Annotated in this window: 12 protein-coding genes; 8 read left to right on the top strand and 4 right to left on the bottom strand. The window is 74.3% G+C overall.

Going from position 1 to position 15,859, the window contains the following annotated elements; genetic code table 11:
- Positions 1–663 (bottom strand): maltotransferase domain-containing protein (locus FXF68_RS22720; RefSeq protein WP_148762297.1); only part of this gene is annotated, 663 nt, incomplete at its 3' end.
- A gap of 152 nt (positions 664–815) precedes the next feature.
- Between FXF68_RS22720 and glgP the strand changes: the two genes are divergently transcribed.
- Positions 816–3,410, top strand: a complete 2,595-nt coding sequence (glgP, locus tag FXF68_RS22715) for an alpha-glucan family phosphorylase (RefSeq protein ID WP_148762295.1) — start codon at positions 816–818, stop codon at positions 3,408–3,410.
- A gap of 12 nt (positions 3,411–3,422) precedes the next feature.
- Here glgP and FXF68_RS22710 read toward each other — a convergent pair whose 3' ends face one another.
- Positions 3,423–4,214 carry an SWIM zinc finger family protein gene (locus FXF68_RS22710; protein WP_148762292.1) on the bottom strand — a complete coding sequence of 264 codons (792 nt, stop codon included), beginning with the start codon at positions 4,212–4,214 and terminating at the stop codon, positions 3,423–3,425.
- A complete protein-coding gene (locus tag FXF68_RS22705) occupies positions 4,214–7,291 on the bottom strand; it encodes an SNF2-related protein (RefSeq protein ID WP_148762291.1) in 3,078 nt (1,025 codons plus the stop codon). Before FXF68_RS22705 ends, FXF68_RS22710 begins: the two co-directional genes overlap by 1 nt.
- A 136-nt stretch (positions 7,292–7,427) precedes the next feature.
- Here FXF68_RS22705 and FXF68_RS22700 point away from each other — a divergent pair, with 136 nt between their 5' ends.
- Positions 7,428–8,210 (top strand): enoyl-CoA hydratase/isomerase family protein, encoded by a 783-nt coding sequence (locus FXF68_RS22700; RefSeq protein ID WP_148762289.1) that lies wholly within the window; start codon positions 7,428–7,430, stop codon positions 8,208–8,210.
- On the opposite strand, the gene FXF68_RS22695 is transcribed toward FXF68_RS22700, so the two are convergent.
- Positions 8,197–8,559, bottom strand: a complete 363-nt coding sequence (locus FXF68_RS22695) for a winged helix-turn-helix transcriptional regulator (RefSeq protein ID WP_148762287.1) — start codon at positions 8,557–8,559, stop codon at positions 8,197–8,199. The genes FXF68_RS22700 and FXF68_RS22695 overlap by 14 nt on opposite strands.
- Before the next feature lie 102 nt (positions 8,560–8,661).
- On the opposite strand from FXF68_RS22695, the gene FXF68_RS22690 reads away from it, so the two are divergent.
- The 6 genes from FXF68_RS22690 to FXF68_RS22665 all read left to right on the top strand — a co-directional run bounded on the left by FXF68_RS22690 (position 8,662) and on the right by FXF68_RS22665 (position 15,740).
- Entirely contained in the window at positions 8,662–9,327 is a 666-nt protein-coding gene (locus FXF68_RS22690) for an NADPH-dependent F420 reductase (RefSeq protein ID WP_148762285.1), read from the top strand.
- A 65-nt stretch (positions 9,328–9,392) separates the two neighbouring features.
- A complete protein-coding gene (locus FXF68_RS22685) occupies positions 9,393–10,160 on the top strand; it encodes an SDR family NAD(P)-dependent oxidoreductase (RefSeq protein ID WP_148762283.1) in 768 nt (255 codons plus the stop codon).
- A 282-nt stretch (positions 10,161–10,442) separates the two neighbouring features.
- Positions 10,443–11,393 carry an acyl-ACP desaturase gene (locus FXF68_RS22680; protein ID WP_148762281.1) on the top strand — a complete coding sequence of 317 codons (951 nt, stop codon included), beginning with the start codon at positions 10,443–10,445 and terminating at the stop codon, positions 11,391–11,393.
- 115 nt (positions 11,394–11,508) lie between these two features.
- A complete protein-coding gene (locus FXF68_RS22675) occupies positions 11,509–12,315 on the top strand; it encodes a serine/threonine-protein kinase (protein WP_148762279.1) in 807 nt (268 codons plus the stop codon).
- Between the two features lie 53 nt (positions 12,316–12,368).
- Entirely contained in the window at positions 12,369–14,360 is a 1,992-nt protein-coding gene (locus FXF68_RS22670; protein WP_148762277.1) for a serine/threonine-protein kinase, read from the top strand.
- A 48-nt stretch (positions 14,361–14,408) separates the two neighbouring features.
- On the top strand, positions 14,409–15,740 hold the full coding sequence (locus FXF68_RS22665) for a hypothetical protein (protein ID WP_148762275.1): 1,332 nt from the start codon (positions 14,409–14,411) through the stop codon (positions 15,738–15,740).
- Positions 15,741–15,859: the final 119 nt, after the last annotated feature.

The raw sequence follows: 15,859 nt of genomic DNA, 5'->3' as shown, positions 1-15,859 counted from the left end.
CGCGCCTTCGGAGCGGGGGAAGAATTCGTACCAGGCGCTGAACAGGGCCCGTTGGCGGTGGACGGCCAGGGGGTACCAGTCGCTGACGGTCAGCAGCTCACGCAGCGGATGACGCGCCAGCACGTCCGCCACGTCCGGGTCGTCGACGGCCTCCATCCGGTCGGTGACCGGGACGGTCTGGTCCCCGAGCCGCCGGGCGAGCCGCTCCAGGGTCGGGCGGTCCTTGCCCGGCACCGCCTCGGCCGCCCGCGCGTACAGCAGCGACCCTTCGGTGAGCATGAGTTCGACGTCCTGCCCGCGCGGCACCTTGATCTGCGCGTCGTGCCGCCAGTGCGCGATCGGATCGCCCCACGCCTGCACCCGAAACGACCACGAACCCACCCCGGTCGGCGTCACCCGCCCCGCCCACCGGTCCAACCCCGGCGCCACCTCCGCCATCACCTCACCCGGCAACTCCTCACCCTCCGGCGTCCGCAGCACCACCGCCGCGCCCAACCGCTCGTGCCCCTCCCGGAACACCGTCGCCGACACCTCGACCGTCTCCCCCACCACCGCCTTGGCAGGCCACCGCCCACACCCCACCACCGGCGCCACATCGAGGATCGGGATGCGACCGAGCCTCGGAATGCCGGTCCCGCTGGACGTCCCGGACTCGTCGTGCATAAGGCCTCCTCTACCCGTGCGGGAATTCCGAAACGTCCATGCCCGCGAACCGGCCGATACCCCCTCCAAACCACCGATAACTGTGTGCGACGCGCCGTTCACGCAACCCCGGCTGTCGCGTCCGCGCCGGGCACCGCATAGCGTGACGTCGCGTGAAGGCAATCCGACGATTCACGGTCCGTACCGTCCTCCCGGAGCCGCTCCGGCAGTTGGAGGAGCTGGTCCTCAACCTGCGCTGGTCCTGGCACCACGAGACGCTCGACCTGTTCCGCGCGGTGGATCCGGCGCTGTGGCAGGCCGTCCGCCACGACCCGGTGCGGCTGCTCGGCGAGGTCGCGCCGGACCGGCTCGCGCGGCTGGCGGACGACCGTCGGTTCCTGCGCCGGCTCCAGGACACCGCCGAGGACCTGCACGAATACCTGACGGCGCCGCGCTGGTACCAGGCCAGGCGGGACACGCCGACGTCCATCGCCTACTTCTCGCCCGAGTACGGGATCACCGCCGCGCTGCCGCAGTACTCCGGCGGCCTCGGCATCCTCGCGGGCGACCATCTGAAGACCGCGAGCGACATGGGCGTCCCGATCATCGGGGTAGGACTTCTCTATCGCCACGGTTACTTCTCGCAATCGCTGTCGCCGGACGGCTGGCAGCTTGAGCACTACCCGCCGATCGACCCGAACGGCCTGCCGCTGACGCTGCTCCGCGAGCGGGACGGCGCGCCCGTCCGGGTGGCGGTCGGGCTCCCGAAGGGCAAGGGCCTGCACGCGCAGGTGTGGGTCGCGCGGGTCGGGCGCGTCCCGCAGCTGCTGCTCGACTCCGACGTCGAGGAGAACGACCGGTCGGCGCGGGACGTCACCGACCGCCTGTACGGGGGCGGCGGCGACCACCGGCTGCTGCAGGAGATGCTCCTCGGCATCGGCGGCGTCCGCGCGATCCGCGCGTACTGCCGCATCACCGGGCATCCGGCGCCGGAGGTGTTCCACACCAACGAGGGGCACGCCGGGTTCCTCGGCCTGGAGCGCATCCGCGAGCTGGCGGACGAGGAGGGCCTGAGCTTCGACGAGGCGCTGGAGGCGGTCCGCGCGGGCACGGTGTTCACGACGCACACGCCCGTCCCGGCCGGGATCGACCGGTTCCCGCGCGATCTGATCGGCCGGTACTTCGGCGGCTCGAACGAGGAGGAGCGGATCCCCGTCGACCGGATCCTCGCGCTCGGCGCGGAGGACTACCCGGGCGGCGACCGCACCGTGTTCAACATGGCCGTCATGGGGATGCGGCTGGCGCAGCGCGTCAACGGCGTCAGCGAGCTGCACGGGCGCGTCAGCCGCGAGATGTTCGGCGGGCTGTGGGGCGGCTTCGACACCGACGAGGTCCCGGTCGGGTCGATCACGAACGGCGTGCACGCGGGCACGTGGGTGGCCCGGGAGATGCTGGAGCTCGCCGCGCGGGAGCTGCCGTCGCTCTTCGAGTCCGGGCAGGGCTGGGAGGAGGTGCGGACCCGTCCCGGCACCGAGCTGTGGCGGGTCCGCGGCGTGCTGCGCCGCCGGCTCGTGCTGGAGGCGCGGCGGCGGCTGCGCGAGTCGTGGCGGCAGCGCGGCGCGAGCGAGGCCGAGGTGGCGTGGACCGACGGCGCCCTCGACCCGGACGTCCTCACGATCGGGTTCGCGCGGCGCGTCCCGTCCTACAAGCGGCTGACGCTGATGATGAGCGACCCGGAGCGGCTCCGCGCCCTCCTGCTGGACGAGGAGCGCCCCGTGCAGATCGTCGTCGCGGGCAAGGCGCACCCGGCGGACGAGGGCGGCAAGCGGCTGATCCAGGAGATCGTGCGGTTCAGCGGGCGGGAGGACGTCCGGCACCGGATCGTGTTCCTGCCCGACTACGACATGGCGCTCGGGCAGCTCATGGTGCAGGGCTGCGACGTGTGGATGAACAACCCGCTGCGCCCGCTGGAGGCGTGCGGCACGTCCGGGATGAAGTCGGCGCTGAACGGCGGGCTGAACCTGTCGATCCTGGACGGCTGGTGGGACGAGTGGTACGACGGCCAGAACGGCTGGGCGATCCCGTCCGCCGACGGCCTCGCGAGCCCCGACCGGCGGGACGAGCTGGAGGCCGCCGCGCTCTACGAGCTGATCGCGGACCACGTCGCCGTCACCTTCTACGACCGCGACGCGAGCGGCCTGCCCCGGCGCTGGCTGGAGATGGTGAAGCACACGATCGCGACGCTCGGCCCGAAGGTGCTCGCGTCCCGGATGCTGCGCGACTACGTCGACGAGCTGTACACCCCGGCCGCCGCGGCGGCGCGGGCCATGACCGCCGACAAGTTCGCGGGCGCCCGCGCGCTGTCCGCGTGGAAGCAGCGGGTCCGCCGGGCGTGGCCGGACGTCGCCGTCGAGCACGTCGAGTCGGACGGCGCGGAGAGCCCGCAGGTCGGCGCCCGCCTCACCGTCCGGGCCGTCGTCGCGCTCGGCGGCCTCGACCCGGACGACGTCGCCGTCGAGGTCGTGTACGGCCGCGTCGACGACTCCGACGCCCTCGTCGCGCCGTCCTACCTGGAACTCGCCGACCGCGAGCCCGCCGGGGACGGGCGCCACCGCTACACGGGCGAGGTCCCGCTCGGCCGCAGCGGCGCGTTCGGCTACAGCGTCCGCGTGGTGCCGAGCCACCCGCTGCTGTCCGGCCGCGCCGAACTGGGCCTGGTCGCGCTGCCCCCGGCCCCGCCCGGCATGACGAACGGCGACCTGCGGTAGCCCCGCCGCCGGCTAGTCGGTTTCGGCGGGGTTCTCGGCCAGGGCCTCGTAGGCCGGGGCGAGGACCTCCGCCAAGCCGCGGCGGCGGATCTTCACCGGCGGGGGCGGGACGACCTGGAGCACCAGGCCCGGCGGCGCGGGCGGGACGGCCGGGCGGTCGCGCAGCCCCGCGAGCCCGGCCGGCGGCGTCCAGAACCCGGCGGCGGTGAGCGGCTCGTCGGCCATGTCGAGCGGGTCGGGCTCCACGGCGGAGTCGCGGCGCAGCGACGAGAGGAGGCTCTCGCGGCCCCGCCCGTTCCACAGCAGGATGAGGAACGGGTCGTCGTCGAACTTCTCCGCCAGCAGGTACAGGACGGCGGCGGCGTGCTTGCACGGGTCGCCCCAGTCGGGGCAGTCGCACATCAGGTGCAGGTCGGACGCCTCGCCGGGGAACAGCGACAGGCCCAGCTCGGCGAACACCCACTCGATCTCCGGCGGCATCTCCCCGGCGAGCAGCCGCGCCTTGAACACCGCGCGGGACGCGAGCTCGCGCTCCACCGCGCGCCAGCCGTCCGGCTCGATGGCGTCGATGCCGAGCGCCACCTCGTACGGGTCGGGCGCCGAGCCCCGCACCCGCGCCGTCACCTCGTAGGGGGAGACCTTGAGGTCGAACACGTTGCCCTTGCGCGCGTACGTCCGGCCGCGCTGGAGGCGGCCGGTGTCGGCGAACGACTCGACCAGGTCGATGAAGCGGCGCGACCACCACTGCGCGCCGATCGAGCCGCGCTTCGTGCGGGCCCTGAGGCCCTCCGGCTCCTCGGACATCAGCCGCTCACCGCGTCGGGGGACAGCCGCAGGACGTCGCGCAGCTCGGCGACCGACAGCTCGGTCAGCCAGTCCTCGCCGGTGCCGACGATCGAGTCGGCGAGGGCCTTCTTGCGGTCGATCATCTCGTCGACGCGCTCCTCCACCGTCCCGACGCAGATGAACTTGCGGACCTGGACGTTGCGGGTCTGCCCGATGCGGAACGCGCGGTCGGTCGCCTGGTCCTCGACGGCGGGGTTCCACCAGCGGTCGACGTGGACGACGTGGTTCGCGGCCGTCAGCGTCAGGCCCGTCCCGGCGGCCTTGAGCGACAGCAGGAAGACCGACGGTTCGGCGTCGCTCTGGAAGCGCTCGACGAGGTCGTCGCGCCCCTGCTTGGACGTCCCGCCGTGCAGCCACAGCACCGGGCGTTCGAGCCGTCCTGCGAGATACGGCTGGAGCATCGAGCCGAACTCGGCGTACTGGGTGAAGACGAGCGCCTTCTCGCCCTGCCCGACGACCTCGGCGCAGATCTCCTCCAGCCGTTCGAGCTTGCCGGACCGGCCGGGCAGCCGCGAGCCGTCCTTGAGGAGCTGCGCCGGATGGTTGCAGACCTGCTTGAGCTTCGCCATCGTCGCGAGGACGAGCCCGCGCCGCTGCGTCTCGTCGGCCTCGGCGATCTGCTGGAGCATGTCGTCGACGGTCGCCTGGTAGAGCGACGCCTGCTCGGCGGTCAGGTTGCAGTAGACCTTGATCTCCTGCTTCTCCGGCAGGTCGGAGATGATCGACGTGTCGGTCTTGAGGCGGCGCAGGACGAACGGCTGGGTCGCCCGTTTCAGCGCCAGCGCGGCCTGCTCGTCGCCGTCCCGCTCGATCGGGATCGCGAACCGCCGCCGGAACGCGGCGCGCGGCCCGAGCAGCCCCGGGTTCGCGAACTCCATGATCGACCACAGCTCGGTGAGGTGGTTCTCGACCGGGGTGCCGGTGAGCGCGATGCGGTTGCGCGCCGGGATGCCGCGGACCGCCCTGGCCTGGCGCGTCCCGCTGTTCTTGAGCGCCTGCGCCTCGTCGCAGACGACCCGCTCCCAGGCGATCTCGGCGAGGGACTCGGCGTCGCGGGTCGCCGTCCCGTACGTGGTGAGGACGAGGTCGGCGCCCGCGGCGGCCCGGACGAGGTCGTCGCCGCGGTGCCGTCCCGTCCCGTGGTGGACGTAGACGCGCAGCTTCGGCGTGAACCGCGCCGCCTCCCGCTGCCAGTTCCCGACCAGCGACATCGGCAGGATCGCCAGCGTCGGGCCGGGCGCGGCGCCGCCCTCCCGCTCGTGCACGAGCAGCGACAGGACGGAGATCGTCTTGCCCAGCCCCATGTCGTCGGCGAGCAGGGCGCCGAGGCCGAGGCCGTCCATGAAGGCGAGCCAGGCGAGGCCGCGCTCCTGGTAGGGGCGCAGCTCGGCGTCGAGCTCCTCGGGGGTGTGCAGGGGGACGAGTCGCCGGTCGGCTTCACCGGAGAGGAGGTCGCCGAGCGCGCCGCCAGCGTCGACACTGGTCAGCGGGAGCGCGTCGTCGCCCGCGTGGACGACCGCGCGGACCGCCTCCGCGGCCGTCATCCGGCCGCGCCTCGGATGGCGCAGGAAGTCGAGGGCGGCTTCGAGCTGGTGCTCGTCCAGCTCGACCCACTGGCCGCGCAGCCGGACGAGCGGCGTCTTCAACCGGGCCAGCTCCGCGAGCTCCTCCTCGTCGATGCTCTCGTCGCCGATGGCGAGGTCCCAGCGGAAGTCGACCATGGCCTTCAGGTCGAAGCCCGACGACGCCGCCGACCCGGACGACGCCTCGGGGTCGTCGTTCCGCGTCGTCAGCTTCATGCCGAGCTTCGCCTTGCCCGCCCACTGCGGCAGCAGCACGCCGAACCCGGCGGCGGCCAGCATCGGCGCCGCCTGCCGCAGGAAGCGGAACGCGCCCGCCGTGTCGAGCGGCAGCTCGGCCGGGGACGGGCCGTCCAGCGCCGGGGACAGGTCGGGGAACAGCCGCAGCGCCCGGCCGAGGCCGGCGAGCAGCGTCTCCTCGGCGCGCGGGATCGAGGCGGCCTCGCCCTCCCACACGGTCGCGGCGGGCACGTACAGGCTCGGGTCGTCGGTGCCCTGGAGCGCGAACTCGACGCGCCACGCGGTCTTCTTCTCGTCGTCGCCCGGGCCGGGCTCGGCGAGCCGGAAGCACACCCGCAGCGGGCCGGACGGGCGGCGCGCGGCGGCGGCCCAGGCGTCCAGCTCGGCGATCAGGTCGTCCGGGTCGTCGCGCGGCTCGCGGGCGACCGCGGCGGACGGCCCGGTGAGCGCGGCGGCCCAGCGCTCGGCGAGCGGCAGCCGCTCGGGGACCTTGCCGCGCCGGGGCGCCAGCAGCGGATGCGGCACCACCCCGCGGACCGCCGTGTCGACCAGCCCGGACAGCGCCTCGCGCAGCACCTCGGCGGCGGGCCGCCCGCCGTCCGCCGCGCGGCAGGCGGCGGGCATCGCGCGGGCCAGGGCCCGGAAGCGGGCCGGTTCGTCCAGCACGGGACGCCAGCGGGCGACGAGGTCGCCGTCCTCGCGCAGCAGCGCGGGAAGGACCTGCCCCCGCTCCGTCAGCCGGACGGCCTCGCCCGCGACCAGGCACAGGAAGCGCAGGTCGCCGCCGGGGACGACGTCGGCGCTCCGCTCGGCGGCCTGGAGCAGCGCCATCGCCGGGAACGGCTCCAGCACGAGGGCCGGGACGCGCCACAGGCGCAGCTCGGGCTCGTCCGCCACCGGCTCGGGCCCCAGCTCGGCGGACGGCAGCGGATGCCCGCCGGAGGTCGGCAGCGCCATCGCCAACTCGACCCGGATCGCGCCCCGGACGAACGGCTCGTACGACGTCCCCGCGAAATCACGCGAAGCGAAGGGGTGGACGTCGTCAGAGGGAAGCCCATAAGGCCCTGTTTCTTGTGGGGGGACGACTCCCCACCGGGGTGGCGCACCGGCTCGGGTCCCTCCACTCCGCTGGAGCTCCGTTCCGGGAACCGGGCCGGTGCGCTCGGCCCACAGGCACAGCGCACCGCCATGCCAGGTGGCGTGGGCGACGAGCATGGTCACCGAAGCTACCAGCAGCCTCTGACGTTCCGTTTCGTGCCTCGCGTCGCGCGGCCGACCGCCGTCACGGTGACCGCGGGGCGTCGCGTTAGGCTCGTGGCGTTTGCCGCCGTTTCACTCCAGGAGGGTCGCCGTGGGCGAGTTCGTACGGGTCGAGGTCGAGGACGGGATCGCGACGATCAGGCTCGACCGCCCGAAGATGAACGCCCTGAACGCCCAGATGCAGCTTGAGCTGATCGACGCGGCGCGCCAGGTCACGCAGGACGACGCGGTCGCCGCCGTCGTCCTGTACGGCGGGGAGAGGGTGTTCGCGGCGGGCGCGGACATCAAGGAGATGGCCCCGATGTCGTACGCGCAGATGTCCGCCGGCCACTCGCGGCTGCTGCAGGACTTCGCGAAGGCGCTCGCCGGGATCCCGAAGCCGGTCATCGCCGCGATCACCGGGTACGCGCTCGGCGGCGGCCTCGAGACGGCGCTGACCGCCGACTTCCGCGTCGCGGGCGAGGGCGCGAAGGTGGGGCAGCCGGAGATCCAGCTCGGCATCATCCCGGGCGCGGGCGGCACGCAGCGGCTGTCCCGGCTGATCGGCCCGTCGCGGGCCAAGGACCTGGTCTTCTCCGGACGGCACGTCGGCGCCGCCGAGGCCCTCGCGCTCGGCCTGGTCGACCGGGTCGTCCCGGACGACCAGGTCTACGCGGCGGCGAAGGAGTGGGCGGCGACGTTCGTCGGCGGCCCGGCGATCGCGCTGCGCGCCGCCAAGCAGGCCATCGACGCGGGCCTTGAGGTCGACCTGGAGACCGGCCTGGAGATCGAGCGGACGCAGTTCGCCGCGCTGTTCGCCACCGAGGACCAGGCCGCCGGGATGAAGAGCTTCATGGAGGAGGGCCCCGGCAAGGCGACGTTCACCGGCCGCTGACCCCCGCCGCGAGGTCCCGGGCGTCGAGGACGTCGTCGGCGTACCGCTCGGTCCACCGGCCGAGCGCGTCGAGCGGGACGAGCAGGCCGCGCCCCGGCGCGGTCAGCGCGTACTCGACGCGCGGCGGCGCCTCGGCGTAGCGGCGGCGGGTGACGAGGCCGTCGTGTTCGAGGCGGCGGAGCGTCCCGGTCAGGACCTTGTGGCTGATGCCGCCGATCCGGGCGCGCAGCTCGCCCGGCCGCAGCGGGCCGTCGCGCAGCGTCCACAGCACGACGCCCGTCCAGGTGCCGGACAGCAGGTCGAGCGCGAGCCGCGTCTGGCAGTCGGCGACGAAGCCGGTGTCGTCCATGGTTTCCCCCCGGCGCGATCCTGCTGCGTCCGATAGGCACCGGACGGTGCGGAACGGACCGCCTAGCGTCCCGTCCGACGGTAGTCGAGACGGGAGGACCTCATGCGGATCGGTGTGCTGGGCGCGGGCGACATGGCGGAGGCGCTCGCCACGCAGTGGGCGGGCAAGGGGCACGAGGTGCGGATCGGGGCGCGGACGCCCGCGAAGGCGGTCGCGCTCGCGAAGCGCGTCGGCGCCGGGGCGACCGGCGGCACGCTCCGGGAGGCGGGGGAGTTCGGCGAGGTCGTCCTGCTCGCCGTGTGGCACGAGGGCGTCCCGGACGTCCTGCGGCAGGCCGGGCCGCTCGCCGGGCGCGTCCTGATCGACTGCACCAACCCGATGGAGCCGCCGTTCGAGCGGCTGAAGACCGGCGGCGGGCCGTCCGCCGCGCGGCGGATCGCCGACGCGACCGGGGCGCGGGTCGTGAAGGCGTTCAACCTGTGCCACGAGAGCGTGTGGCGGATGGCGCCGCCGGTGTTCGACGGGCGCCCGCTCGGCGTGCCGCTGTGCGGGGACGACGCCGACGCGCTCGCGACCGTCCGGACGCTGGTCGCCGATCTCGGCTGCGTCCCCATGGACGGCGGCGGCCTGGAGCGGGCCGGCCTGCTGGAAGCGGCCACCGCGTTCGTCGTCGGGCTGTGGGTCGCGGGCGAGGATCCGAGGGCCATGCTGCCGCCGCCGGAGCGGGCCGTGGGCGAGCCGGTGCGCACGTCCGACATGACCGCCTAAACCGTTATTCGATTCTTCGGCGAGCCGCGTGGCCGCGCCGATACGGGCCGCTAGCATCGGCCGCCATGCGGCACGCGTATCGCACGGCGCTCGTGACGGGGGCGTCCAGCGGGATCGGGGAGAGCTTCGCCCGCGTCCTCGCCGCCCGGGGCACCGACCTCGTGATCGTGGCGCGCCGGACCGGCCTGCTGGACGACCTGGCCCGCGAGCTGGTCGAGCGGTACCGGGTCGCGGTCGAGGTGCTCGCGGCCGACCTGACCGACCTCGCCCAGCGCGCCGAGGTGGAGGGACGGCTCCGCGCCGACCCCGTCGAACTGCTCGTCAACAACGCGGGCCACGGCGCGTTTGGACCGTTCGCGGAGATGCCGCTGAACGACCACCTCGCGCAGGTCGAGTTGAACGTGACCGCGCTGGTGCGGCTCACCCACGCGGCCCTTCCGGGAATGGTCGAGCGGCGCCGGGGCGGGGTGCTGAACGTCGCCTCGATGTCGGGCTTCGCGCCCTCTCCGGGGAGCGCCACGTACGGGGCGACGAAGGCGTACGTGGCGTCGTTCTCCGAGAGCCTGCACTCCGAGGTGGCGGGCAAGGGCGTGCACGTGACGGCGCTGTGCCCCGGCTTCACCCGGACGGAGGACGACGTCCCGTCCAACATCCTCTGGCTGCGGCGCGACGACGTGGCGCGGGCCGGGCTGGACGCCGTGTCCGCCGGACGCGCCCTCTGCATCCCCGGCGTGCAGTACAAGGCGGCGTTCCCCGCGTTGCGGCTCGTCCCGAGGCCGCTGCTCCGCGCGGCGGCGAACCGCGTGTGGCAGCAGGCCGCCGACACGCGGTGACGAAACGCACAGCGGTGACGAAACGCACAGCGGTGACGAAACGCACAGCGGTGACGAAACGCACAGCGGTGACGAAACGCACACGCGCTCCTTTGCTCGGGTCTACAAAACTCGGCGCTCGCTGATTGTCGCGGAGGCGACTTGACGCGGGTCGCGCGCACTGGCGACGATCGAACCTACGGTTGAGTAGGTTCAGAGTACGGCCTGCTGGCAGCCCCTGACACGTGCCGCGCGCTCGGCGGCACCGTCCGGTACGTCCACGTCGTCCAGCGAAGGAAACGCATGTCCGCGACCCCCGAAGAGAAGCTCCAGACTCGCCTCCTGCTCGACCTCGAGCCGGTGGTCGAGAAGGAGCTGAACCGGCACCTGTCGATGGCCAAGGAGTGGTTTCCGCACCAGTACGTGCCGTGGAGCGAGGGCCGCGACTTCGACGGTCCGCTGGACGGCGAGCCCTGGTCGATCGAGCAGTCGAAGCTGAGCGTCGAGGCGCGCGAGTCGCTCATCGTCAACCTCCTCACCGAGGACAACCTCCCCGGCTACCACCGCGCGATCGCCACGGTCTTCGGCCGCGACGGCGCCTGGGGAACCTGGGTCAACCGGTGGACGGCCGAGGAGAACCGGCACGGCATCGCCCTGCGCGACTACCTGACCGTGACCCGCGCCGTCGACCCGGTCGCGTTGGAACGCGCCCGCATGCACCACATGGAGGCGGGCTACGAGGCCGACCACGGCGACTCGTTCCTGCACGGCGCCGCGTACGTGTCGTTCCAGGAGCTCGCCACCCGCGTCTCGCACCGCAACACGGGCCGGGCGTCCGGCGACCCGCTCTGCGAGCAGATGATGACGCGGATCGCGGCCGACGAGAACCTGCACATGATCTTCTACCGGAACCTGATGGCCGCCGCGCTGGAGGCCGAGCCGAACGCGACGATGCGGGCGATCACCGACGTCGTCACCGGGTTCCAGATGCCGGGCCACAGCATCGACGGGTTCATGCGCAAGTCGGTGATCATCGCCAACGCCGGGATCTACGACCTGCGGCTCCACCACGACGACGTGCTCGTCCCGGTGCTGCGCAAGTGGAACGTGTTCGACCGCACCGACCTGTCCGGCGACGGGGCGAAGGCGCTTGAGGAACTCGGCGAGTTCCTGGCGGGCCTCGACGCCGCCGCCACCCGGTTCGAGACGCGCCGCGAGGAGCGCCGCGCCCGCCAGGCGGCCCGCCGCGGCTGACCCTCTCGGCCGATCCCTCGGCTCACGCCCTCGGTTGACCGGCCCTGGCCGCCGACTCCGGCCGATGGTCCGATTTGTCCGGAACGTCGGCCCGGTTTCCGGCGTCTAAGGATTCATGGGGACGCATCGGCGACTGGGCGGCTATCGGTTGCTGGACGAGATCGGACGGGGCAGCACCGCCGTGGTGCACCTCGCCATGGATCCCCGCGGCCGCGAGGTCGCGGTGAAGGAGCTGAGGCCGGAGTTCAGGGGAGAGCCGGAGGCGATCGCGCGGCTGGCGCGGGAGCTGTCCGCGCAGGGGCGGGTGCGCAGCGCCTACGTGGCGCGCCTGCTCGACGGGCAGGTCACCGCCGAACGGCCGTACGTGGTCATGGAGTACGTGCCCGGCTGCCCGCTGAACGACCTGATCTCGGCGTACGGGCCGCTGCGCCGCGACCGGCTCGCCCGGTTCGCGCGGCGGCTCGCGCTCGGGCTCGCCGACGTCCACGACGCGGGCGTCCTGCACCGCGACGTGGCGCCCGGCAACGTGATCGTGATGGGCGACCGGCCCACGCTGATCGACTTCGGCATCGCGCACGAGGCGGGCGCCGAGCAGCTCACCAAGCGCGGCATGGTCGTCGGGACGCCCGCCTACCTCGCCCCCGAGCTGATCGAGGGGGAGCGCGCCACCCCCGCCTCCGACGTGTTCTCGTGGGCCGCGACGGTGGCCTGCGCCGCGACCGGCCGCCCGCCTTTCGGACGCGGCTCGCTGCACGGCGTGTGCTTCCGCATCCTGCGCGGCCAGGCCGATCTCGACGGCGTCCCCGAGCCGCTCGCGGGGCTGCTGCGGAGCGCGTTCCGGCGCGATCCGGCCGGGCGGCCGACGGCGCGCCGGCTCGCGGGCGCCCTGGCCGAGGGACGCGGCGGCGCGTCCGCCGCGTGACGGGCGGCGGATCCGCGGGGACGCGATCCACGGAAGGTAGGGTTTTCGAAACGATGAGGGGAGCTGTCACGTCCGGGGACCGAATCGGCCACTACAGCGTGCTCCAGACCCTGGGGGAAGGGGGCATGGGCGTCGTCTACCTCGGCGCCGACCCCGAGGGGCGCAACGTGGCCATCAAGGTGCTGCGGCCCGCGGTCGCGGGGGACGCCACGGCGCGCCGCCGCCTCGCCCGCGAGGTCGACTCGATGCGCCGGGTGCACAGCCCGCACGTCGCGGAGATCCTCGACGCCGACGTGACCGCCGACCAGCCCTACATCGTCACCCAGTACGTGCCCGGCCGTACCCTTGAGGAGATCGTCGAGGAGGCCGGGCCGATCTACGGGCCGGGGCTCCAGCGGCTCGGCGTCGGGCTGGCGTCGGCGCTGTCGGCGATCCACGGGGCCGGGATCGTCCACCGCGACCTGAAGCCCGGCAACGTCATGCTCGTGGACGGCGAGCCCGTCGTGATCGACTTCGGCATCGCGCAGGCCGCCGACGCGACCCGGCTGACCGCGACCGGCATGGTCATCGGCACTCCCGGCTACCTCGCGCCGGAGATCATCGAGGGCGAGGACGCGGGGCCGCCGTCCGACGTGCACGCCTGGGCCGGGACCGTCGCCTACGCCGCGACCGGCCGCCCGCCGTTCGGCTCCGGCACCTTCGAGTCGATCTTCTACAAGATCATGCAGGGCACGCCCGACCTGGACGGCGTGCCGGACGCGATGCTGCCCGTGCTGCGCTCGGCGATGGCCCGGCATCCGGCCGAGCGCCCCACCGCGGTGAACCTCGTGCAGCTCACCCGGCGCATCCACATCGAAGCGACCATCACCGACCAGACCAGGATCGACCGCCACTACCCGGCGCCGTCCGCGACGTCGTCCCCGAGCACGTCCCAGCCGACCTCCCAGCCGAGTGGGTCGCAGCCGATCGACGAGACCGCGCCGGACCACTCGCGGCAGTTCTCCATGCCGCTGGCCGCGCCGCCGCCGTCGGAGGTCCAGGCGCGTCCGACCACGCCGGGGTCGACCGCGATCCCGGCCGCGGCGACGCCGCCGCCCGCGCCCGCGCCGCCCCCGGCCCAGCCGAAGGACTTCGTCGGCCAGCTGCCGCCCGCCGCGCCGCCGCCCGTCCCGCCGCCGGGGCCCGCCCCGACCCGGGCGGGGGAGCGGTACCAGCAGCACGGCTACGCCCGGGTGAACCCCCCGCCGAACCCCTACGACCAGGGCGGATACCCGCCGCAGTACGCGCCGCCCCCGCACCAGCCGCCGCCCCACCAGCCCCCGCACCAGCCGCCGGGCGAGTTGCAGCGCGGCGGCCCCTACGACGCGCGGACGCAGGACGCGCAGCGCCGCGTCGAGGACCGCGCCCGCGCCGAGCGCGACCGCCCGAAGCCCTACGGCTGGTACCGGGTGCTGAGCTTCCTCGTCCTGGTGGCGCTGCTCGGGTTCGCCCACCTCGCGCCGCTGTTCGCGGTCGGCGTCACCGTCGCGGGCGTGCTCGTCCTGCGGATGGCCGACAAGGCCGCCAAGGGCATGGAGGGACGGCAGACCCGGCGCGGCCCGCGCTCGGGCGACGCCGTCGCCGCCGCGTTCCGGACGCCGCTGCACCTGCCGGGCGCCCTGATGTCCACGCTGCTGTGGACGTCGCTGAGCTGCGCCGCCGGGCTGATCATGCTCGGCGTGCTGATCTTCGCGAGGTCGGAGATGACGGCCTCGACCGCCATCGCCTACTCCGCCATGGCGGTGATCGGACTGCTCTGCCTCGCGCCGGGCAGCGGCGCGCCGCGCCGGCAGCTCGCCCGGATCTGGGGCGCGGTGCTCCCGCGCGCCGAGGTCGCGCTCGCGGGCGCGCTGATCCTCGGGGTCCTCGCGATCGTGCTGGTCGTCGTCGCGCAGAACCAGCCGCCCGACACGGCGCCGCTGGACGGCATGAGCCAGGACCTTGAGGGCCTGCGCTCCGACGTCCACGACTTCCTCTCCGACCTCCCCGGCGTCCCCGGCGTGTGATCGGACGTCCCCGGCGCGGCCCGCCGGGGTCGGTAGGGTGGCGGCACAATGAGCGGCGAGACGAGCCACCAGGCGCACATCGGCCCCTACCGGTTGCTGTCCCCGCTGGGCGGCGACGCGGGGGCCGTCCACCGGGCGGCCGGGCCGGACGGGCGCGACGTGGCGATCCGGCTGCTGCCGCCGGGCGCCGTCCCCGACGTCGCCCGCATGCGCGAGGTGCTCAGCCCCTACGTGGTGGACGTCCTGGACGGCGACCCGGCCGCGTCCCCGCCCTATGTCGTGTCGCGGTTCGTCCCCGGGCGGCCGCTCGCGGAGACCGTCGCCGAGCACGGCCCGCTGTCGGGGGACGCGCTGCGCCGCCTGGCGGCCGGGCTGGCCAAGGGGCTCGCGGCCGTCCACCGGGCGGGCCTCGCGCACGGCGCGCTGGGCCCGGAGACCGTCCTCGTCGTGGACGGCGCGCCCGTCGTCGTCGACTTCGCGCTCGGCCCTGACGGCGCGGACGGCGGCCCGGCCGGGGACGTCCGGGCCTGGGCCGCGACCGTGGCCTTCGCCGCCACCGGGACCCCGGACGCGCCCGCCGCCGTCCTGCCCGAAGCGCTGCGCCCCCTCGTCGAGGCGGCCGCGGCCGCCGATCCGGGCGTCCGCCCGTCGGCGGCCGAGCTGGTGGAGGCCGCGTCCGGGCTGGTCCTGCCCGGCGGGCCGGAGACCGGGACCCCGCCGCCGCTGGCGCCGCCGCCGCGCCGGGCGCCCGTCGCGCCCTCGCCCGTCTCACACCCGCCCGTCTCACACCCGCCCGTCCCGCGCCCGCCGATTTCCGCTTCGGCCGGGCCCGCGCCGGAGCTGGCCGTGGCGCGCGGGTGGGCGCGGCTCCTCACGGCCCTGGTGATGGTGATCGCGGTCGCCGTCGTGGTGATGGCGCCGATCGCCGGGCTCGTGCTGTCGCTCTGCGCGGTGACGCTGCTCAGCGTCGCCGGGACGACGGCCCGCGGCTGGGCGTGGGCGTTCGGCCGGACGCTGCTGACCGTCCCGTACGCGGCGGCGGTCGCGGTCGCCGTGCCGCTCGGGCTGGTCGCGGCGACGGCGGTCGGCGGCGAGATCGACTCGCTCGGCGCGTGCGCGTTCGGGGCCGGGGCGGGCGCGGCCGTGCTGTGGACGGCGCCCGGCGTCAGCGCCCCGAGGCGGCAGCTGGAGCGGATGTTCCTGGCGGTCGCGCGGCGGCCCCGGCGGATCGCGGCGGCGGGCGCGCTGCTCGGCGCGCTGGCGCTGCTGGCGGCGCTCGGCGCGCTGACCCTCACGCCGAGCTTCTCGCCGATGTACGGGTTCCAGCGGTCCCTGGAGAGCACGATGGACCGGTTGCAGAACGCCGTGAACAGGTTCTGATTTGCGAGTATGCTACTGACGGGTAACATTATTCCGACACGGCCGAATCAGGGACCCGGTTCCGAAGCCCGTTCGGGTGTTTGGCAGGCTGTGACTTCGAAAGCGCACGTCCGCGTCGG

The organism is Actinomadura decatromicini, assembly GCF_008121305.1.
Taxonomy (GTDB): Bacteria; Actinomycetota; Actinomycetes; order Streptosporangiales; family Streptosporangiaceae; genus Spirillospora; species Spirillospora syzygii.
The sequence above is the reverse complement of the archived record's forward strand: the minus strand, read 5'-3'. Positions and strand labels throughout refer to the sequence as shown.

Bases quoted from the DNA above. Each gene is read 5' to 3' on its own strand.
- FXF68_RS22685 (WP_148762283.1), top strand. From the start codon at position 9,393: ATGCGGCACGCGTATCGCACGGCGCTCGTGACGGGGGCGTCCAGCGGG.
- FXF68_RS22675 (WP_148762279.1), top strand. From the start codon at position 11,509: ATGGGGACGCATCGGCGACTGGGCGGCTATCGGTTGCTGGACGAGATC.
- FXF68_RS22680 (WP_148762281.1), top strand. From the start codon at position 10,443: ATGTCCGCGACCCCCGAAGAGAAGCTCCAGACTCGCCTCCTGCTCGAC.
- FXF68_RS22670 (WP_148762277.1), top strand. From the start codon at position 12,369: ATGAGGGGAGCTGTCACGTCCGGGGACCGAATCGGCCACTACAGCGTG.
- FXF68_RS22710 (WP_148762292.1), bottom strand. From the start codon at position 4,214: ATGTCCGAGGAGCCGGAGGGCCTCAGGGCCCGCACGAAGCGCGGCTCG.
- FXF68_RS22665 (WP_148762275.1), top strand. From the start codon at position 14,409: ATGAGCGGCGAGACGAGCCACCAGGCGCACATCGGCCCCTACCGGTTG.
- FXF68_RS22690 (WP_148762285.1), top strand. From the start codon at position 8,662: ATGCGGATCGGTGTGCTGGGCGCGGGCGACATGGCGGAGGCGCTCGCC.
- FXF68_RS22705 (WP_148762291.1), bottom strand. From the start codon at position 7,291: ATGCTCGTCGCCCACGCCACCTGGCATGGCGGTGCGCTGTGCCTGTGG.
- FXF68_RS22695 (WP_148762287.1), bottom strand. From the start codon at position 8,559: ATGGACGACACCGGCTTCGTCGCCGACTGCCAGACGCGGCTCGCGCTC.